This is a genomic window from Streptomyces sp. NPDC091376, assembly GCF_044757085.1.
In the GTDB taxonomy this organism is placed as follows: Bacteria; Actinomycetota; Actinomycetes; order Streptomycetales; family Streptomycetaceae; genus Streptomyces; species Streptomyces pratisoli.
Genome location: NZ_JBIVUF010000005.1, coordinates 317106 through 337609, shown reverse-complemented (window position 1 = coordinate 337609; position 20504 = coordinate 317106). Strand labels below are relative to the sequence as shown.

Annotated in this window: 7 protein-coding genes; all 7 read left to right on the top strand. The window is 74.1% G+C overall.

Annotation, left to right across the window (positions count from 1 at the left end):
• Positions 1 to 3: 3 nt before the first annotated feature.
• The 7 genes from ACIQMR_RS13685 to ACIQMR_RS13655 all read left to right on the top strand — a co-directional run bounded on the left by ACIQMR_RS13685 (position 4) and on the right by ACIQMR_RS13655 (position 20402).
• Positions 4 to 3156, top strand: coding sequence for an amino acid adenylation domain-containing protein (locus tag ACIQMR_RS13685; protein ID WP_401385586.1), 3153 nt, complete (start codon positions 4 to 6; stop codon positions 3154 to 3156).
• Positions 3153 to 4733 (top strand): amino acid adenylation domain-containing protein, encoded by a 1581-nt coding sequence (locus tag ACIQMR_RS13680; protein ID WP_401385585.1) that lies wholly within the window; start codon positions 3153 to 3155, stop codon positions 4731 to 4733. Before ACIQMR_RS13685 ends, ACIQMR_RS13680 begins: the two co-directional genes overlap by 4 nt.
• Before the next feature lie 53 nt (positions 4734 to 4786).
• Positions 4787 to 5386 (top strand): 4'-phosphopantetheinyl transferase family protein, encoded by a 600-nt coding sequence (locus ACIQMR_RS13675; protein ID WP_401385584.1) that lies wholly within the window; start codon positions 4787 to 4789, stop codon positions 5384 to 5386.
• Positions 5383 to 6147, top strand: coding sequence for a thioesterase II family protein (locus tag ACIQMR_RS13670; RefSeq protein ID WP_401385583.1), 765 nt, complete (start codon positions 5383 to 5385; stop codon positions 6145 to 6147). Before ACIQMR_RS13675 ends, ACIQMR_RS13670 begins: the two co-directional genes overlap by 4 nt.
• A 5-nt stretch (positions 6148 to 6152) precedes the next feature.
• The gene (locus tag ACIQMR_RS13665) at positions 6153 to 6956 is read left to right on the top strand and encodes a thioesterase II family protein (protein ID WP_401385582.1); all 804 of its coding nucleotides are present in this window, start codon (positions 6153 to 6155) and stop codon (positions 6954 to 6956) included.
• A gap of 41 nt (positions 6957 to 6997) precedes the next feature.
• Positions 6998 to 7321, top strand: coding sequence for a DUF427 domain-containing protein (locus tag ACIQMR_RS13660; protein ID WP_401385581.1), 324 nt, complete (start codon positions 6998 to 7000; stop codon positions 7319 to 7321).
• Positions 7322 to 7706: 385 nt separating this feature from the next.
• The gene (locus ACIQMR_RS13655) at positions 7707 to 20402 is read left to right on the top strand and encodes an amino acid adenylation domain-containing protein (RefSeq protein WP_401385580.1); all 12696 of its coding nucleotides are present in this window, start codon (positions 7707 to 7709) and stop codon (positions 20400 to 20402) included.
• Positions 20403 to 20504 lie beyond the last annotated feature (102 nt).

Sequence of the window (20504 nt, the reverse complement as noted above, 5' to 3'; positions counted from 1 at the left end):
CACATGAGCAAGATCCCCGTCACCGCCTCCCAACGCGGCCTGCTGTTCATCCAGGAGGCCATGGAGCGCAAGGACCTCTACAACATCAGCTTCCGCATCACGTTCGACGGCGAGGCGGACGCGGACGCGCTGCGCGCCGCCCTGCGCCGACTGCTGGACCTCCAGCCCACCCTGCGCACCGAGTTCGCCCTCGACGGCGGCGAGGCCCGCGCCCGCATCACGCAGGCCGGCTCCGTCCCGCTGGAGGTGAGCACCAGCGCGGCCACCGGCGCCGAATGGCAACACCTGCTGGACGAGGCGAGCGCCGCCTTCGCCCGCCTCGCGGTCGACCTGCGGACGGCACCGCTGTGCCGCTTCAAGCTGCTCACCGCACCGGGCCGCAGCGCCCTGCTGTGCAACGTCCACCACTCCGTCAGCGACGGCGTCTCCATGGCCGCCCTGCTCGACGAACTGTCCGAGGGCTACCGCCTCGCCACCGGCGCGCCCGGTGCGGCCGGCGCGGACCCCGCCGAGCGCGAACGCCTGCTCGCTGCCGAACTCGCCGCCCAGGTACGGGCGACCGATGCCGCCATCGAGGCCGGCGAGGTCAAGCGGCTCGCCGCCGGGCTGGACCACGTACCGCCGACCACCCTCTACCCGCTGCCCACCCGACCGGTGAACACGGACTTCGCCGGCGCGGACCTGAACCTGCTGCTCGGCGCCGAGGAGCGGGCGCTCGTCGAGCGCACCGCACGCGAGCTTGCCACCACTCCCTTCGCCGTGCTGCTCGCCTGCTACGCGGCTCTGCTGGGCGAGTACGCGGGCCAGGAACAGGTCGTCGTCGGCAGCCCGTTCTCCACCCGTCGCACCATCGCCTCGCACGACCTCGCCGGGTACTTCGTCAACACCTTGCCGCTCGTCCTGCCGGCCCGCGACGTGCCGTTCGACGAGCACGTGGCGGCCGTCACCAAGGTGGTGCGTGAGGCGAAGCGCTTCCAGGCAGTGCCCTTCGACGCCCTGGTGGCGCAGGCCGAGCCCGAGCGAAGCACCAACCGCAACCCGCTGTTCCAGTGCATGTTCGCCATGCAGGACGAGCTCCGCACCCGGTGGGAGTTCGCCGGCGGGTTGCGGGGCACGGTGCAGTTCGTGTCGCAGCAGGCCGCCCGCTTCGACTTCTGGCTCGGCGCCACCCCGGTCGAGGACGGACTGCTGATCGAGGTCGAGTACGACAAGGACGTCTTCCCCGCCGCTTACGCCGAGCGGTTCCTCGCCGAATACCGGCAGGTGCTGTTCCGGGCGGGCACGGACCCGCGCACCCCGCTGCCGCGGTTGACCGCCGGCCTGGCCACCCGCACGGTGCCCGGGTTCCGCCGTGCGGCCGAGGGGCGTACCGAAGGCCCGGGCGGACTGGTCGGGCTGGTCCGGGAGGCCGCCCACCGGCACCCCGAGCGGCTCGCGGTCACCGATCCGCACGGCACCGGCCTCACGTACACGCAGCTGCTGGAGCGCACCGCACGCGCGGCCGCCGGCCTGCACCGGCGCGGGGTGCGGCGCGGGGACGTCGTCGCCGTCGTCCCCGAGAGCCTCGCGGACACCGTCGTGGCGATGCTGGCGGTCCTGTGGTGCGGGGCCGCGTACCTCCCCGTCGACACCACCCTGCCCGCGGACCGGCTGGCCTACATGATCAGCCATTCGCGGTGCTCGCTCGTCATCGGCTCCCGGGAGGTGGTGTCCGACGGGCCCGAGCGGACGACCGTCGCCGAGCTCGGGACCACGGGCGCCGGGGCCGAGGCACCGGATGCCGCGGACGGGACCGACCCTGTCTACGTCATGTTCACCTCCGGCTCCACCGGCCGCCCCAAGGGCGTGCTGATGGGCCAGCCGGCCCTGGTCAATCTGCTGCACTGGCAGATCGACGCCCTGCAGATGGGTCCCCTGACCCGCTTCCTCCAGTTCGCTCCGCTCGGGTTCGACGTCTCCTACCAGGAGATCTTCCCGACCCTGGCGGCCGGCGGCACGGTCCACGGGCTCGGCCCCGTCGACCGGCGCGACCTCGCCGGGGTCGCCGCGCTGACCGAGCAGGAGCAGCTGACCCACGTCTATCTGCCGGTCGCCGTCCTCGGCGCGTTCGCCGACGCCGTCCGCGACGGCGGGCACTCGCTCGCGAGCGTGCGGCACATCTGTGTCTCCGGCGAGCAGCTCCACCTGGACGGCCGCTCCCAACGGCTACTCGACCATCACGAGCGCCTCACCCTGGTCAACCTCTACGGGCCCACCGAGACGCACGCCGTCACCGCCCACGTGCTGACCGGCGGTCCCGACCCCGACCGGCCCTCCCACGTGCCGATCGGGCACACCCTTCCCGGCGTCGACACCCACCTCCTCGACCCGGCCGGCCGTCCGGTGCCGCCGGGGGCCGTGGGCGAGCTGTACTTCGGCGGCGTCTGCCCGGCAGAGGGCTACCTCCACGACCCCGAGCGCACCACAGCGGCCTTCATGCCCGCCCCGGACGGCACCGGCCGCGTCTACCGCACCGGCGACCTGGCCGTCCTCGCGGAGGACGGCACCCTGGTGTTCCTCGGCCGCCGCGATTCCCAGGTCAAACTGCGCGGACACCGCATCGAACTCGGCGAGCTGGAGGTCGCTGCCGAGAAGCTGCCGTCCGTCAGGGCCGCCGCCGGCGCGGTGCACGGCACGGGTGAAGGGGCGGCCCTGTGCCTGTTCGTCCTGCCGGGGCCCGGCGACGACGTCGACGCGCGGGCGCTGCGCGACGCTCTCCGGGCCGAACTGCCCCCGTACATGGTCCCGCGGCACATTCTGGCTCTGGACGTCATGCCGCTGACCGACAACGGCAAGGTCGACCGCAAGACGCTGCTGCACCGCTTCTCCCTCGGCGAGTTCGCCGAGGCCGGCGTCGACAAGCCGGCCGAGGGCTGGACACCGAGCCCGGCCGAGGCCCTGGTCCGGGACGTCTGGACCCAGCTGCTCGGCAACGAACCCTCCAGCGCCGACGAGTCGTTCTTCCTGCTCGGCGGCAACTCCTTCGACGTCCTGCGCCTCCTGAACACCGTCGCGGAGCGCACCGGAACACGCGTCCCGGTGGTCGAGTTCTTCCGCAACCCCACCATCCGGGCCTTGGCCGCCCACCTCACCCACGACCGCGGAGCGACGACATGACCGCCCCCCGCCCGTCCACAGCCGAGGCCGCCTCCACGGCCCCCGCCGGCGGCACGATCATCGACCTGATCGAGTCCCACGTCCGCCGCCACCCCGACAAGACGGCCGTACTCTGCGGCCAGGACCAGATCTCCTACGGCCTGTTGTGGGACTCGGCCCACGAGGCCGCGGAGCGGCTCCTGGCGCACGGCTGCTCCCGCGGGGACACCGTCGCCCTGGTGGGCCCCGGCAACCCCGCGTTCACGGCCGCCGCCCTCGGCGCCTGGCTCGTCGGTGCCTCCTGGGTGCCGATCGACCCGCGGCTGCCCGAGGAGCGTCTCCGGTACGTCCTCGACGACACCGGCGCGCGCGTCGTCCTCGCCACCGCGGAAGGCACCACCGCGACCGGTCTGCGCACCGAACGGGTCACGGTTCCCGCCGCCACCGACAAGGACGACGACCGGGTCGAGCGGATCCGCCCGCACCGCGCCACGGCCGACGACCGCGCCTACCTCATCTACACCTCCGGCTCCACCGGCCGGCCCAAGGGCGTCGCCGTCGGCCACCACGGGCTCGCCGTCCACCTCCTCGGCGCCCTGGAGGGCTACGGCATGACCGCCGAGGACATCCTGCTGTCCTTCGCGTCACCCAGCTTCGACGCGGCCGTCGAGGAGATGTGGGCTCCCCTGGCAGGCGGCTCGACGGTGCTCCTGCGCGGCGCGGCGCTGTGGACCGGCCGCCAGCTCTTCGAACGCGTGCGCGCCCACCGGGTCACGTACATCTCCTGCACCACCGCCTACTTCGAGGCCTTCTTCGGCGAGGAGCTGTCGCAGGACGACGTCGACTGCCTCGGTTCGCTGCGCGGGATCATCTTCGGCGGGGAGGCGGCCAACCCCGCGGTGGTCCGCCACTGGGCCAACGGCCCCCTCGGGTCGGTCCCCGTCTGCAACACGTACGGCCCCACCGAGACCGTCGTCACCGCCACCCTGTTCTGGATCGGCCAGGGCTGGCAGGGCGATCGGGTCCCGATCGGGCACTGTCTTCCCGGCCACGTCTCCGTCGTCCTGGACACGGCCGGCCAGGAAGCCGGCGACGGCGAATCGGGAGAGCTCTACCTGGGTGGCCCCTGCGTCGCCGAGGGCTACCTCGGCCGGCCCGACCTGACCGGCGAGCGGTTCGTCTCCCTCCCCGGCCGGGAGGGCACCTACTACCGCACCGGTGACCTGGTCACCGTTCAGGGCCCGGAGCTGCTGTTCCTCGGCCGCGCCGACCGGCAGGTCAAGCTCCGCGGATTCCGTATCGAGCTGGAGGAGGTCGAGGCGGCCCTCCAGGCCGTCGAAGGTGTCCGCAGCGCCATCGTCGGTGTCGAACAGCGTGCCGACGGCGGCGACCGGCTCGTCGCGGACGTCGTCCCGCTGGACCCGGCCGACCGCGACGACCCGGTCGTCTTCCGCTCCGCGCTGCGCGGCTCCCTCCTGCGGACCCTGCCCGACTACATGGTCCCGTCCGAGATCCGCCTGCACGCCGACCTCCCGTTGGGCGTCACCGGCAAGGTCGACCGGGCCAGGGTGCTGGCCGAGGCGGGCATCAGCCGGTGACACCGCCGCCCGCCGGGGTCCCACCTCGCACGGAGGTGGGGCCCGGTGTGTGGGTGACCCTGGCCCAACCCCCCGAGGACACCCCGCTCACCGGGTTGACGACCGCCGCCGACCGCGACGCCGCCCGGCAACTGCCCCCGCGCAGGCGGACGGACCGGCTGCGCACCCGCGGCCTGCTGCGGGCCCTGCTCCGGGACCGCTTCCCCGCCGCGGCCGCCGCCGACATCGGCTACACGCCCTTCGGACGGCCGGTCCTCCTCGGACACCCACGGCTGTGCATCAGTGTCAGCCACGTCGCCGACGCCTGCGCCGTCGGCGCGGCCTACGACCGTGCCGTCGGCGTCGACGTCCAGACTCCGCCGCAGGACGTCTCCGAGCAGGTGCTCGGCTGGTCCGTGCCCGCCCGCCGGGACGAGCTCGCGGCACTGCCACCGGCCGACCGGGCGCGCGAGTTCACCTGGATGTGGACCGTGAAGGAAGCGTGCGGCAAAGCCGCCGGAACCGGCTTGGCGGGCCCCGCGTTCAGCCTCGACGTGCCTCTCGGCGGGCAGGCCGGCCGCTGGGGCGACTACCGCTGGGTGAGCCTGCGAAACGCGTCACCGATACCCCTGACCTGCGCCTTCAGCAGTACCGAGAGAGGAACACCTCAGTGACCGACCAGCGTTGGCTGCACCCGCTCGCGGCCGCCGAGCCGCGCGGCCGCGACCCGCTCGCCCGACTGGTGTGCCTGCCCCACGCCGGAGGCTCCCCCTCCTCCTTCCGTGACTGGCCACGGCACCTGGACTCACGCATCGAAGCCCTCGCCATCTGCTACCCCGGCCGCCACGAACGCTTCGCCGATCCCGTCGTCACCACCATGGCGGACATGGCGCGGGAGGTCGCGGGCGCTCTCGCTCCCCTCGCGGACCGCCCTCTGTGGCTCTTCGGCCACAGCATGGGCGCGGCCATCGCCTACGAGAGCGTCCGCGTACTGACCGACGTCCATGGAGTACGGCCGGCCGGCCTGGTCGTGAGCGGTTCCCCGCCCCCGCACCGCCTCCTCGCGGGCGACGCGATCCACGTCCGAGGCGACGACGCGATCATCGCCGACGTACTGGACATGGGCGCGGCCGACAGCGCCGTGCTCGCAGATCCGGAACTGCGGGAGCTCCTCCTGCCTGCCCTCCGCGCCGACTACACCCTCATCGAGACCTACCGCCCGGCTCCCGCGGAGCCCCTCGACATACCGCTGATCGTGGCCTACGGCACCGACGACGAGGACGCCGCCGGCCCGGCCGGCGAATGGGCCCGCCACTCGTCGAACACCGCCGAGCTGCTTCCGCTCCCCGGCGGCCACTTCTATCTCCAGAAGCGCGCCGAGGAACTTCTCTCCCACCTCTCGCAGCGTCTCCTGGCCGCGCCCGGAAGGAGCTGAGCGCCTTGGCCACCAAGAGCCGGCATCGCCCCTGGCTGCTCTCCGGCCCGCCTCGCCCCGGCGCCCCGCAGCTGTACTGCTTCCCGCACGCCGGCGGAAACCCGGCCGAGTACATGCGCTGGGCCGATCTGCTGCCGTCCGTCGAGCTCCACGTGGTCCAGCTGCCAGGCCGCGGCCCCCGCCACCACGAGCCGGACGGCGACGACATCGACAGCCTGGTCTCCGCTCTGCTCGCCGAGACCGCATTCGGCGTACCGCGGCGCCCCTACGCGTTCTTCGGCCACAGCTTCGGCGCCCTGCTCGCCTACGAAACGACCCGGGCGTTGCGCGACACCGGCCGCCGCCTCCCGGAAGAACTCGTCGTGTCCGCCTACCCGGCGCCTCACCTGCCGCACACCACCACGGACCCCGACCAGCTCTCCGACGCCGAACTCCTGCGCGCGGTGGCCGACCGCCACGGCGGAATCCCCCCGGAGATCATCGACTCCCGTCTGCTGCGCGCCATGGTGGCCCGCCCCCTGCGCGCCGACCTCCGCCTGGTCGCCGGCTACCGCCACCGCCCGGCCCCACCTCTGCCGGTCCCGACCACCGTCCTCGCCGGCACCGCGGACCGCGTGACCGCGCGGGCCCTCACCGCCTGGCAGGACCACACCCTGGAACCTCTCACCGTCAGGATGTTCCCCGGCGGCCACTTCTATCTCCGCGAGCACGAGGCCCGCTTCCTGACCTGCCTCCGGGACCTCCTCATGCCCCTCACCCGCAGATCGCCGGATTCGCGGCCGCGGGGGATGCGGCCCGCCCGCGCGTGAACGAGCGGGAACAAGACGAGCCCGGCGAGTGCTGTTCGGGTATGGCCGATGGACACACGATCACGATCGAACAGGGCGAGCGGCGCGTGCGCGTGCTGCACGGGGACCAGGTGCTCGCCGAGACGGACCGCCCGCTGGTGCTGCGTGAGACCGGCTCCCCGGTGCGGTACTACATCCCACCCGAGGACGTGCGACTGGACCTCCTCGCACCCTCGGACACCCACACGTACTGCCCCTTCAAGGGGACGGCGTCCTACTGGTCCCTGCCGGACGCCCCCGACCTCGTGTGGGCGTACCCGGAGCCTAAGGACTCCGTCGCACAGATCAAGGATCACCTCTGCTTCTACGAGGTGGAAGTCTCCTAGTAGAGGCTCGTGACCGATGGCGCCCGCCGGGTGACGTTCCGCACGAACGTGGCCCGGCAGCTCGCCGGCATCCGCACCGTCCACGGCCCCGAGAACGACGTTCTCGGGGCCTCACCATCCGGATCGAGCGCCTCTCGGCGCCGGCACTCGCCGCCCTCGGCCGAAAGAACTGACGCCGGGGAAGCCCCTCCGCAGGGCGAGGGACCGGGCCGGCGACCTGTGGCACGCATCGCCCAGGTCACCGCGCCCGCTTCGCCGTGACCGCCGCCCCCCGCCGCACTGCGGGATGAAGATCAGTCATCATTGCGGCAGACCAGACCGAACCGCGGGCGGTCGCTCTCGCGGGCTGTGGGAGGGCCTGCCGCAGGCAGACCACGGGGCATCGATGCGGGGAAACGGCGAAAGAGCGTTGCTGGATGTGCTGTCCGGTGCGGCCGAGGCCGCACCTGGACAGGGGATCGTCCACGTGCACGGGGACGGCGGCGAACGGGTCGTCACCCATCGCGCGCTGCTGTCCGATTCACTGTGTGTCGCGGGAGGGTTCCTCGCCGCGGGCCTCGCGCCGGGGAGCCATGTGGTGCTGCCGGCCGATCGGAGTGAGGAGTTCCTGCCGCTTTTCTGGGGCGCCGTCGCCGCCGGACTCGTCCCGGTGCCGCTCGCCCCGGACATACGGCGGGTGCTGCCCGTCTGGGAGTTCCTCGGCCGGCCGCCGGTGGCCTTCGGCGAGGCCACCGCTCCGCTGCTCGACGCCCTGCCCCACCCCGTACGCTCCCTGACACTCGACGGGCTGCGGGAGCACCCCGCTCCACGACTGCTGCCGGAACGGGCGCCCGACGACGTGGCGTTCCTCCAGTTCTCCTCGGGCAGTACGGGGGCGCCCAAGGGGGTCGAACTGACGCATGCGGCCGTGCTGGCCAATCTGGCGCAGATCCGCGCCGCCGCCGGCATCACCTCCGAGGACGTGGTGGCCACCTGGATGCCGTACTTCCACGACATGGGGCTGATCGGCACCCACCTCGTCCCACTGTCGGCACGGATCAAGCAAGTCCGGCTCGAACCCCTGACGTTCGCCAAGCGGCCCGCGCGGTGGCTGGAGGCGGCAGCCCGCCACCGGGCGACCCTGCTCTCGGCCGCCAACTTCGCCCTGGCCCTCGTCGAACGACGCGTAGCGCAGGACACGCTCGCCCGTCTCGACCTGACGCGTGTACGGATGATCCTGGTCGGCGCGGAGCCGATCTCCCCGGCCGTGTGGCGGGCCTTCGTCGGGCGGATGCGGCCCACGGGGCTCGCGGCGGGCGCCCCGCAGCCCGTGTACGGCCTCGCCGAGGCCACGCTGGCCGTGACCTTCCCGCCGCCCGGCGAGGTCGCCCGACCGCTCGCCCTGGACCGCGCCGCGCTCAGCCGCGGGCGGGCCGTGGACACCGCGGCCGGCCCGGACGCGGTCGAGCTGATGGACGTGGGCAGCCCCGTGCCCGGGTGCGCCGTGCGGATCACCGACGACGGGGGCGAGGCCGTCGAGGACCGTCGGGTCGGCCACATCGAGGTCAAGGGCCCGCAGGTGGCGCGTGGTTATCACCGTGCTCCGGAAGCGACGGCGGGCGCGTTCGTCGACGGATGGCTGCGCACCGGCGACGTGGGGTTCCTGCGCGAGGGACGGCTCTGTGTGACCGGTCGGTCCAAGGACGTCGTCTTCGTCGACGGGCGTACGTTCCACGCGGCGGATCTCGAAGAGGTGGCCGCGGGCACCCAGGGTCTCGGCCGGTGCCCGGTCGCGGTCGTGGGCTCCACCGATCCGGCGGACGGCGGCGAGCGGGTGGTCGTCTTCCTGGCGCCCGCGCCACCCCTTGCCGCCGTGCCCTCCGAGCTCCTGCGCGCGGTCGCGGGGCGGGTCCGCGAGGCCCTGGGGCACGACGACGTACGCGTGCTGGCCATGCCCGTACGGGCGTTCCCGCGGACGACCAGCGGCAAGATCCGGCGCGGGGTGCTGCGCGAGCGCTTCGAGGGCGGGGGGTTTCCGGAGATCGCGGGGCGGGGGGCCGCAGGGGTGGCGGGCGGCCGATCCCTGTCGGGGGCACCGGCTGCCTCCCTGCCGGGACAGCGGGTCGGGTCTCCGGCAGCAGCGGACTCGGACAGCGCGGAAGCCGCCGACCCCGGCCGCGACGGCGGGTCGCGGGCCCTCGGTGCGCCCGGCGACAGCCACGCGCTGCGGGACGGTACGTCACCGTCGCCCGCGCCCCGGTCCCGCCGGGACGTCGAGGCGGTCGTGCTCCGTGTCTGGGCCCGGGCACTCGGGCTGCCGGTGCGGGAAATCGCGCTGAACGACGACTTCCGCGCACTCGGGGGCTCGTCGGTCAAGGCCATGGAGGTACTGGCCGCCCTGGAGGACGAGTTCGGCGTACCGCTGCGTCCGTCCGACATACGCGACCATGCCACGGTGTCCGCGCTCGCCGGGCTGATCCTCGACTCGGACAACTCCGGCAGCTCCGACGGCTCCGACAGCCTGAGTTCGGACGGGCGGCCGTCGCACGGCCCATGGGCGGGCGGCTCCCCGTCGCACGGCGCGCGGAGGGACGAAGCCCGCCCCCGCGCTCCCCGGCCGGAACCGGACCGTGACACCGACCCTCTGGTCGCCGTCTCCGGCCTCGCCTGCCGCTTCCCCGGTGCCGGCACGCCGGAGGCGTTCTGGGACAGGCTCGTCGAAGGCTACGACGCCGTCACCGGCGTACCGGACGGGCGCTGGGCAGACCCGTCGGACGGCGAGGCCCGGTGGGGCGCGTTCCTCGACGAGCCGGCCGGTTTTGACGCGGGGTTCTTCGGCATCGGCGAGGAGGAGGCCGTGGCGAGCGATCCCCAGGCGCGGATCCTCCTGGAGCTTGCGCACGAGGCTCTGGAGCGAGCCGGTTACGCGGGCCCCCGCCGGCACGGCCGCCGAGTGGGGGTGTTCGTCGCGGCCGGTGAGAGCGGCTACCGGAAGGTCCTCGAACAGGCCTGCGGCGAGACGGAGTTGCCTGCCGCCGCGCTGACCGGGAACCTCCCCAACATGCTCGCCGCCCGCGTCGCGCACTGCCTGGACCTGACCGGTCCCGCGCTCGCGGTCGACACCGCGTGCTCCTCGGCGCTGGTCGCGCTGCACCTGGCGCGCCGCAGCCTCCAGGCCGGTGAGTGCGACGTCGCGGTCGTCGGCGGCGTACACCTCAATCTGACGCCGAGCGGGTACGCGCTCCTCGAGAAGGCGCAGGCGCTGTCCCCGACCGGCCGCTGTCACGCGTTCGGCGCGGCGGCCGACGGTTTCGTCCCCGGGGAGGGCGGCGCGGCGCTCGTCCTGACCCGTCTCGACGAAGGGGAACAAGCCGGTGATCCGGTCCTCGCGGTCCTCCGCGGCACCGCCGTGAACAACGACGGCCGCTCGCTGAGCCTGATGGCGCCCAATCCCCTGACGCAGCGTGAAGTCATCACGCAGGCGTACCGCGACGCGGGCATCGACCCCGAGAACGTGTCGTACGTGGAGGCGCACGGCACGGGAACGCCCATCGGCGACCCCGTGGAGCTGCGCTCGCTGGCGCACGCCTTTCCGCCGCGCGCCGACGGGCGGCTCCGGTTGCTCGGCTCGGTCAAGACCAACATCGGGCATCTGCTCAACGCCGCCGGCATGCCGAGCCTGGTGAAGGTGGTCCTCGCGCTCGGCCATCGGCGCCTGGCGCCGTCCCCGCTCCAGGCGGAGACCGCGCCGGGCCTGGCCGGTTCCGGGTTCGCCCTCGTGGAGGAGGCACGGGACTGGGAGGGGCCCGGACCGCTGGTCGCGGGAGTCAACGCGTTCGGCTTCGGCGGCACCAACGCCCATGCCGTACTGGAGGAGGCACCCGCCCGGCCCGGGAAGGACCGACTGCCGTCCAGTGGTCCACGGCTGCTCACCCTGTCGGCGCACGGGGTGGACGGGCTGCGCGCCGCCGCTGCCGGTCTCGCCGACCACCTGCGCGAGCACCCCGGTCTCGACGAGGGCGATGTCTGCGGCGCGGTCGCCTCTGCCCGTGACGAAGGACCCGATCGTCTCGCCGTCGTCACCGACGGCGATCTCGCCGGCCGCCTCGACGCCGCACGCGACGGGGAGATACCGGTCGGCGCCGCCGTACGTTCCCGGGCACGCCTCGTCCTCCTCCTGCCGGGACAGGGCATACGCCCGCACGGTCAGGCCCGCGACCTGTACGCGGACGCACCCGCCTTCCGGGAAGCGCTCGTCGAGGCGTCCGACCACGCCGGTTTGATCAACGGTCGCAGTCTCGCCGCCTGGTGCCTCGATCCCGACGTGGCACCCGACGCGCTCGACGCAACCGACATCGCCCAGCCGCTCCTCGTCGCCTACGGAGTCGCGCTCGCCCGCCAGGTGCGGGCGTGGGGGATCGCGCCGGACGCGGTCGCCGGGCACAGCGTCGGCGAGATCGCCGCCGCGTGCGTCGCCGGAACCCTCTCGCTCGCCGACGCCGTACGGTTCGCCGCCGAACGCGGCCGGCTGATGGCGCAGTTGTGCGCCCCCGGCGCCATGGCGGCAGTGCGCTGCGACGAGGAGACGGCGACCGCCCTGGTGGCGGACGCGCGGGGCGCGCTGAGTGTGGCCGCGGTCAACGGTCCCGACCAGGTCGTCCTGGCCGGCACGGAGGCCGCTGTCGAGCGCGCGGTCGCCGAGCTGTCCGCCCGTGGAGTCGCGGCACGCCGGCTCCGGGTGTCACGGGCCTTCCACTCGCCCCTGATGGATCCGGCACTCGGCCCGCTCGCCGAGGCCGCCGGAGCCCTCGCGCTCCGGCCGTCGGTGACGCCGCTGATGAGTACGGTCACCGCCGCGTGGCAACCGGTCCCTGACCCGGCGCATCTGCGGAACCACGCCCGGCAGCCGGTCCGTTTCGGCGCGGCCGTGGACCGCCTCCTCGACGATGGCTACGACACGTTCGTCGAGCTCGGCGCCGGCTCCCTGGGCGGTCCCGTCAAGGCCGTCGCGGCGGCGCACCCGCGCGGAGCCGGGGCGCTCGTGCTGGAGGCCGGGAACCGGGACGGTGCGCGGGGGCTGCTGGAGACCGTGGGCCGGCTCTGGGAGCGGGGCGTGCCGCTGGACCGTACGGCCATGGACGCCGGCCGGGCCCGGATCTCCGTACCGACGTATCCCTTCCAGCGGCGTCGCTACTGGCCGGCCACCGCTCCCGAGCCCCGGCCGCTGCTGCACCGGTTCGTGTGGGACGACGCCCCGCTGACCGTCGGCCCCGGGCCGCGTACCGTCCTCCTGGCCGGCCCGGACTCGCCGCTCATCCGCGCGTTCGCGGACCGGCTCACGGGGCGGGGTGTCACGGTTCGCCGGGCCGGGGACGGGGCCGGGGACCCGCTGCCCGACGGTGCGCCCGCCCCTACGGCAGCCGTGCTCATCGCAGGTCCGGCCGTGGAGCCGGACTCCGCCACCGCGCTCGACGCGGCGCACCGCGCCATGGTGACCGGGCTCCAGGACCTGCTGCCGCACCTCGCGCGCCACGCCCCGCGCGTGCTCGTCGTCACCGAGGACGTCCATGTCACCGGTGCCGGGCCGGAACGCCCGCGCCCCGCGCAGGGGATCCTGACCGGGCTGACCCTGGCGCTGCCCGAGGAGTTGCCCGGTGTCGCGGCCCACAGCATCGACCTGTCCTCCCTGGACCGGGTCGAGGCGCGGCTGGACGCGCTCGACCTCGAACTCGCCGCCCGTCCGGCGACGCCGGGCGGCGCTGAGGGCCGGCCGGCGCCCGCGATCGCCTGGCGGGCCGGGCGACGCCTGGTCCGGACCGCCGAGCCGGTCGCCACGGAACCAGTGTCGCGGCCGGCAGTACTGCCGGCCGACGGCGTGTATCTGATCACCGGGGGCGCCGGAGGGGTCGGTGGCGCGCTGGCCCGTGATCTCGCGGGACGGGGCCGGCCGACCCTGGTGCTGACCGGCCGCTCGAGCGTGCCGCCCGCCGGGCTGCTCGCCGAACTCCGGGCGCTCGGCGCCACCGTGGACTACCGCGCCGCCGATGTCTCCCGCGAGGCCGACGTCGACGCGCTGCTTGCCGCTCTGCCGCGTCTCGACGTGCTGGTCCACGCAGCAGGGGTGGTCCGGCCCGGCACGCTGCGGGCCAAGACGCCCGAGGAGGTCGCCGAGGGCCTGGCCGCCAAGACGCGCGGCACGGCACTGCTCGCGCGCGGACTCCGCGAGCACGACCTGCGCCCCGCCCTGTGCGTGGCGTTCTCCTCGGTCGCCTCGGTGCTGCCGGGCCTGGCGGGGGCGATCGGCGACTACGCCGCCGCCAACGCCTACCTCGACGCCTTCGCCGCCGCCGAGCGCAGCGCCGGACGGCCGTGGCAGGCGGTCAACTTCGCGGCGTTCGCCGATATGGGGCTCCTCGCCGGTACGGGACCCGTCGTTGGTACGGGGCTCCTTGCCGGTGCGGGACCCGTCGCCGGTACGGGACCCCTCGCGACGGGCACGTCCGCCCTGGACGCCGGTGCCGCACGAGGGCCCGCGCCGCTGGCCACCGGCGAGGCGCTGGAGGCCTTGCGCGCCGCCTGCGGCACCGACAGCGCCCAGCTGATGGTCGCCGACCTGGGCCACCCGGGTACCCGCGCGCAACGGACCCCGGCCGACGCCGTCGTATCCCCGTACCCAAGCGCCCAGCCCGGCCCCACGACGCCCAGCCCGCCCTTGGCCCGCGCGGACGGCTCGAACGGGGCGGACGGCGCGGACGGCACCGGGCGTGCGAACACGCAAGAGACGGGCGGAGTTCGCCCCGAGAACGGGACCGGTCTGTCGGGCGTCCTGCGAAAGCTGCTGTCCGAGGCGCTCCACGTGCCCCCGGACGACCTCGGTGACGACGTACCGCTCCTCGGCCTGGGACTGGACTCGCTCATGGCCGTCGATCTCGTCAAGCGGCTGGAGAAGGAGCTGGACCGCTCCCTGCCCATCACGTTGTTCTTCGAGCACCGCACCCTCGGGGAACTCGCCCGCCAACTCGACTCCGAGGACCGCTCCCCCGCCCAGGATCACGTGGCGCCGGCGGCGAGGGAGGCGGCCGACGACGGCGTCCCCTTCTCCCTGACACCGGTCCAGCTCGCCTTCCACACCCAGGGCGGGCTCTACCCCGATGTCGCCGCCTACGGCTACGTGACACAGGACGTCCGCGGCCCGCTCGACCCCGATCTGCTCGGCGTGGCGCTGGGCCTGCTCGCCGACCGTCACCCGATGCTCCGCGTCCGGGTCCTCCCCGGGCAGGCGGCGCCCACGCAGGCCACCCCGGCGTACGGCCACGACAGTCGAACGCCCGACTGGTACGAGGTCCGTGATCTGCCCGGCTCCCACCCTGTCGAAGAGGAGGTGGCGCGGCTCGAAGAGGACCTGTGCAACCGGCCGTTCGACCTCACGGCCGAGGCCCCGATCCGCGCGGTGCTCGCCCGTACCCGGGCCGCCTGCTCGGCCCGTCTCGTGCTCGTGGTGCATCACGCCGCCGCCGACGGCTTCAGCCTGAACATCCTCGGCGAGGAACTCTGGGCGCTCTACACGGCCTTGTCGCAGGGGCGCTCACCGGAACTCCCCCCGCTCACCACGCACTTCGCCGCCTACGCCGCGCACGAACAGGCGGAACGGTCGGAGGCCGCCCTCGCCGAGGACCGGGCGTACTGGCATGACGTGCTCGCCCGCAGGGGCGAACCGCTCGCGCTGCCGTACGACGGCGATCCGCTCGGACTCCCCGAACCCCCGCTCCTCGCCCACCAGGTGGCCCCCGGCCCCGAACTGTCGGCCGCGCTGCGCGAGGTGGCCGCCGCACACGACGTGTCCCTGTTCCACCTGCTGCTCGCGGCCTACGCGCGCTGCCTGTCCCGGTGGGGCGGCGACCGGGAGGACGTGTCCGTCAACGTCGCGCGGGCCCGCCGCGAGACCAGGCTGCCCGGAATCGACCGGCTCGTCGGGCCGCTGGCCGACACCCTTCCGGTCCCTGTCCGCGTCGGCCCGGACGACTCGCTGCACGCGCTCGCGGCACGGCTGCGCGACGCGTGGCCCGAGGCCGAGCGGCACGGCCGGCTCACAAGTCTGGATCTCGCCCGGCTCCTGCCGGCGGACGGGGCGGGACCGCGTACGGCAGGACCCGCGTCGTTCAGCTTCGCGCGCTTCCCTGTCTCCCTCGACCCCGACTGCCCGGTCGAGGTCCGCCCGACCTCAGCCGGAACGGCCTCCGCCGCCACCCGGCTCAGCCTGCTGTGCTGGGAGTCCGACGGGGCGCTGTCCTTCTCGTGGAACTTCCCGGCCAGGCTGTTCGACCGGACCACGATCGCGCGGCTGGCCCGCGAACACGTCGCCGAACTCACTGACGTCGCGCAGGCGATCGCACCACCTGTTCCGGCCTCCCCCACTCCCGCCCACACCCTCGCGGATCAGCCGTCGGGCGTGCGCCCGGACATCGTCGCCCGCCTCAGCGCGCAGTTCCGGACCACGCCGGACGCGGTGGCCGTCGACACCGGCGACGGGGGCGTCCTGACCTACGCCGAACTGGACCGGGCATCCGGCGCCCTCGCCTCCCGGCTGCGCGCCCGCGGCGTCGCCCCGGGTGACCTGGTGGGGCTTCTGACCGAGCCTGGCGGCGACACCGTGGCGGGTGTGGTCGGCATCCTGCGCGCCGGTGCGGGCTGGGTGCCGCTGGACGCCGCCCATCCCGCGGCGCGCCTGACCGACCAGCTGGAGCGGTCCCGTACCCGCGCTCTCGTCTGCCATGCGCCGACCGGCGCGGCGGCGACGGAACTCGCCGCGGCCGCGGGCATCACGCTCGTCCCGGTCGACGAGCCGGTGGACCGCCCGCCGTCCGCTCCTGCCGCTCCTGCCGCGCCGTGCGCAGCATGGTCCGACAGTGCGGAGCCTCCGGCGGCTTCCAGCCCCGACTCCCTGGCGTACGTGATCTTCACCTCCGGCTCCACCGGGCGCCCGAAGGCGGTACCGATCACCCGTCGCTCGATGACCAACTACCTCGACTGGGCGCTGGCCACGTTCGAGTACGGCGAGGGTGACCGGCTCGCTCAGACGGCATCGCCGTGCTTCGACGCGTCGGTACGACAGCTCCTCGCGCCGCTGCTGGTCGGGGCCACGGTGGTCACCCTGCCCCGGCAGCTGCTCCGGGATCCCGAAGCACTGCTCGACCGGGTCGAGCAGGCCCGGATATCGGTGTGGAGTTCGGTCCCGAGCCTGTGGTCCCGGCTCCTCGAGGCCGCCGAGACCCGGGTACGGGACGGCGGGCCGGCGCCGGACCTGTCGGCCCTGCGCTGGATCCACGTCGGCGGCGAGGCGCTCCCGCCCGCCCATGTGCGCCGCTGGTACGACCTGTTCGGGCCCGGACACCGGATCGCCAATCTGTACGGGCCCACCGAGGCCACCATCAACGCCACGTTCCACATCATCGACGGCCGCCCCGCCGACGACGTACGGATGCTGCCCATCGGCACGCCTCTCACCGGCACGGAGGTCGACGTGGTGGCGGCCGACGGGCGGCACTGCGCACCGGGTGAGCCAGGCGAGCTGCTCATCGCCGGCGTGGGGCTCACACCCGGCTATCTGCACGAACCGGAGCTGACGTCCGCCGCGTTCACCGAGCGCGACGGGCGCCGCTGGTATCGCAGCGGCGACCGGGTCCGGCGCGACGGAGACGGTGTGCTGGAGTTCCTCGGACGGCTCGACGACCAGGTGAAGGTCCGCGGGCACCGGGTGGAACCGGGCGAGATCGAGTCGGTGCTGCTGACGCATCCGGCGGTCGCCCGTGCCGCCGTGGTGCACCGTGACGAGCGGCTGAGTGCCTTCGTCCAGTGCCGGCCGGGCGTCGCGACGCAGGATTCCACGGCGCTGCGCGCCCATCTGGCGCGGACGCTGCCGGAGTACATGCTTCCGGCCCGGATCCACCTCGTCGACGAGCTCCCCCTCACGGGGACCGGGAAGATCGACCGCGCCCGGCTGACGGCACCCGTGCCCGTGTCCCTGCCCGCGTCGGCGTCCCCGTCCGTGCCTGCCTCCGCTTCCCCGTCCGTGTCCGTGTCCGCGTCCGCGTCCGCCACCGACCCTGAGGAGCCCGCGGGCGCCACGGCGCCGGGGACGCTCCCGGTGACGCCGACCGAAGTCCTGCTGGCCCGTGTCTGGTCCGAGCTCCTCGACAGGGAGGAGATCCGGCGCGAGGACGACTTCTTCGCGTCGGGTGGCGACTCCCTGCTCGTCCTCCAGGTGTTCGCGCGGCTGCGGGAGGAGATCCAGGTCCTGCCCCGGCCCACGGTCGTGTACGACCATCGCACACTGGCCGCCCTCGCCGCCGCGATCGACAGCACCGCCGTCGACACCGCCGCCGTCGACCGAACCGACGTCCGAACCGACGTCCGATCCGCCGAAGAACCCGACGACCGACTCGACCACCGACTCGACCACCGACTCGACCACCGACTCGACGACGGATCCGTCGGCAGCGAGGGCCGGCTTGCCCAGGACGACGTACGGACACAGAGCCCTTCCCCGTTCCCCCTCGCCCCCTCCCAGCGCGGCTTCCTCCTCGCCGAGGCCATGGCACCCGGCTCCCCCACGGCATGGCTCGCCTGTCTGCGGGTCGACGGACCCCTGCGACCCGAGGCGTTCCAGCGGGCCGTCGACGCCTGCGTCGTACGCCATCCGATGCTGCGGACCGTGTTCCCCGCCGGCACACGCCCGCCGGTCCAGCAGGAACTTCCGCCCGCCCTGCGGCTCCCGGTCGACTTCGAGACCCTCGCCGGACCCGGCCTCCTCGCGTCACGGATCGCCGAGGAACGAGCGCGCCGCTTCGAGTCCTGGGCATGGCCGCTGCTGCGACTGCGGCTGCTCACCCTCGCTCCCGACGAACACGCGCTCGTCGTCCACGCCCACCACCTGATCGGCGACGGCTACAGCGTGGCGCTGCTCGGCCGGGAGCTGCTCGCCGTCTACGACCGTGTCGTACGGGGCGAGCCCGCCGAACTCCCGCCGCTGCGCGGCACCTTCCGGGACCACGTGACCCATCAGGAACGCATGGCGTCCGGCAGCAGCGTCAGAGCCCGGCTCGACGCGCCCTATCGTCGCCCGGCCCTCGGGGCGCACGCCGGGACCGCGACGCCCGACACGGACCGTACGGCACATCCGTACCACTCCACCGGGTTCACCCTGGACGCGGGCCGGGTCGCGACGCTGCGCCGGATCGCCGCCTCAGCGGGTACGACGCTCTTCGCACCCGTCCTCACCGCGTACTACCGCACGCTGGCCGCCCGGACAGGTCAGGAGGATCTGATCCTCGGCCTCGCCGTCTCCGGTCGCGACGAGGCACAGCCCGACGCCCACCTGGTGTTCGGCCCGTACGCCGCAGCCGTACCGGTGCGGCCGGGCCCGCCGCCCGGTGAGGGGCAGGTGGACCGCACGTTCGCCGAGGACCTGCGTGCGGTGGTGGACGAGGTCGAGGCGGCCCGTACGCAAGGAGTCCACGCGCTCCCGAGGGACGGCGGGCTGCCGCCGGCCGCCCAGTTCTTCTTCACCTTCCTGGACTTCTCGGCCCTCGGTCCGCTGAGCGGCGACACGCTGAGCGTGAGGTGGGACGACGGTGACGCCGTCCTCGCGCCGCCTCCCGTGGGCACGGACACGTTCCTGGCGGTGCGGCCGGTCGGCGAAGGGGAACTGAGGGTGACGCTGCGCGCGTCCGCCGCCGCCTTCCCCGACGAGTCGGCCTTCGCCTCTTTCAGCAGCGCTTTGAGGAGCGCCATGACCGACGGCGCGGACGGAGCGGACGGAGCAGACGGCGCGGACGGCGCGGAAGCCGCGAGCGCCGCGCCACGCACGCGCGTCACAGCGGTCGAGAAGGGATCGAAGCCGGTTGCGCCTGACCCGACACCCGCCGTCGGCGTCCTGGACTCCGCGCTCGTCGGGTACCTCCCTCCGCCCGGTCAGCTCGCCGCGCTCGCCCCGCTCGGCTCGCTCGCCCCGCCCGGCTCGCCCGATGGACCGGCCGCCGAGGCGGCGTCGCGTGAACAGCTCCGCCGACTGCTCTTCCCCGACGGGCGCCCGCGACTCGTGGAGGAGATCAGCACGCCTCTGGGCCGGTCCGGATTCGTCTGCCTTCCGCTGTTCGCCGACGAGCTCGCGTCGACGTCCGATCTCGATGCCCGCACGGCCCGAGCCGTCGAGTACGCGTCGTCGCTCGGTGCGCGCTGCGTCTCGCTCGCGGGCATGATCCCGTCCCTCACCGCGTACGGCTTCGGCGTCCTGCGCGAGACGGACACCCCGACGGCCCTCACGACCGGGCACGCGGCGACAGCGGTGTCCGTGGTCAAGACCGTTCACGCCGCGCTCGCCCGGACGGAACGTGAACTCGGCGACCTCGTCGTCGCCGTGGCCGGCCTGGGCTCCATCGGCAGCTCGTCCCTGGAACTGCTCCTGACGCTCGCGTCCGAGCCGCCCGCCCGGCTGCTCCTGTGCGACGTGGCGGGCAGCGCGCCACGGCTGCGAAACCTGGCGGCGAACCTGGTCGCTCGCGGTCTGGCGCGGAACGTGGAGGTCCACGAGTCCGGTCCGACGCTGCCGGCCGCCGTGTACGAGGCCGGTCTCCTGGTCACTGCCGTGAGCGGGGACGGCGCGGTGCTCGACGTGTCGAGACTCCGTGCCGGTGCGATCGTCGTCGACGACTCGTTCCCGCACTGCTTCGACACCACGAGGGCCCTGGCCAGGATGCGGGAGCGGCGCGACGTCCTGATCGTCGGCGGCGGCCTGCTGTCCGTCGGGTCCGTGGAGCGCCGTACGGCTCCGGGGCTGCCGCCGGCCGCCGCGGCGGGGTACGCGGCGCGGTCATGGCTTCCCGGCACGATCGCCTCGTGCCGACTGGAGTCCCTGCTCCACGCGGCGCACCCGGAACTCCCCCTGGTCCACGGCCTGGTGGACGCCCGGCTCGCGCTGGCGCATTGGCGGGGCGTGGAAGCGGTCGGCATCGAAGCGGGTCCGCTTCACCTGCTCGGACACGCCGTCGCCGCCGAGGACGGCGATCTCGACGGCTTCCCGCCTCGGTCCGCCGGCTCTCGTTAGCCCGGCCGGCACAGGGCTGCGGACACAGGAGTTCGAGGTGTCACACCGCAGGAGCGGTCAGGGGCTCACCTCACTCCTGCGCCGTCGAAGAGGTGAGCACGG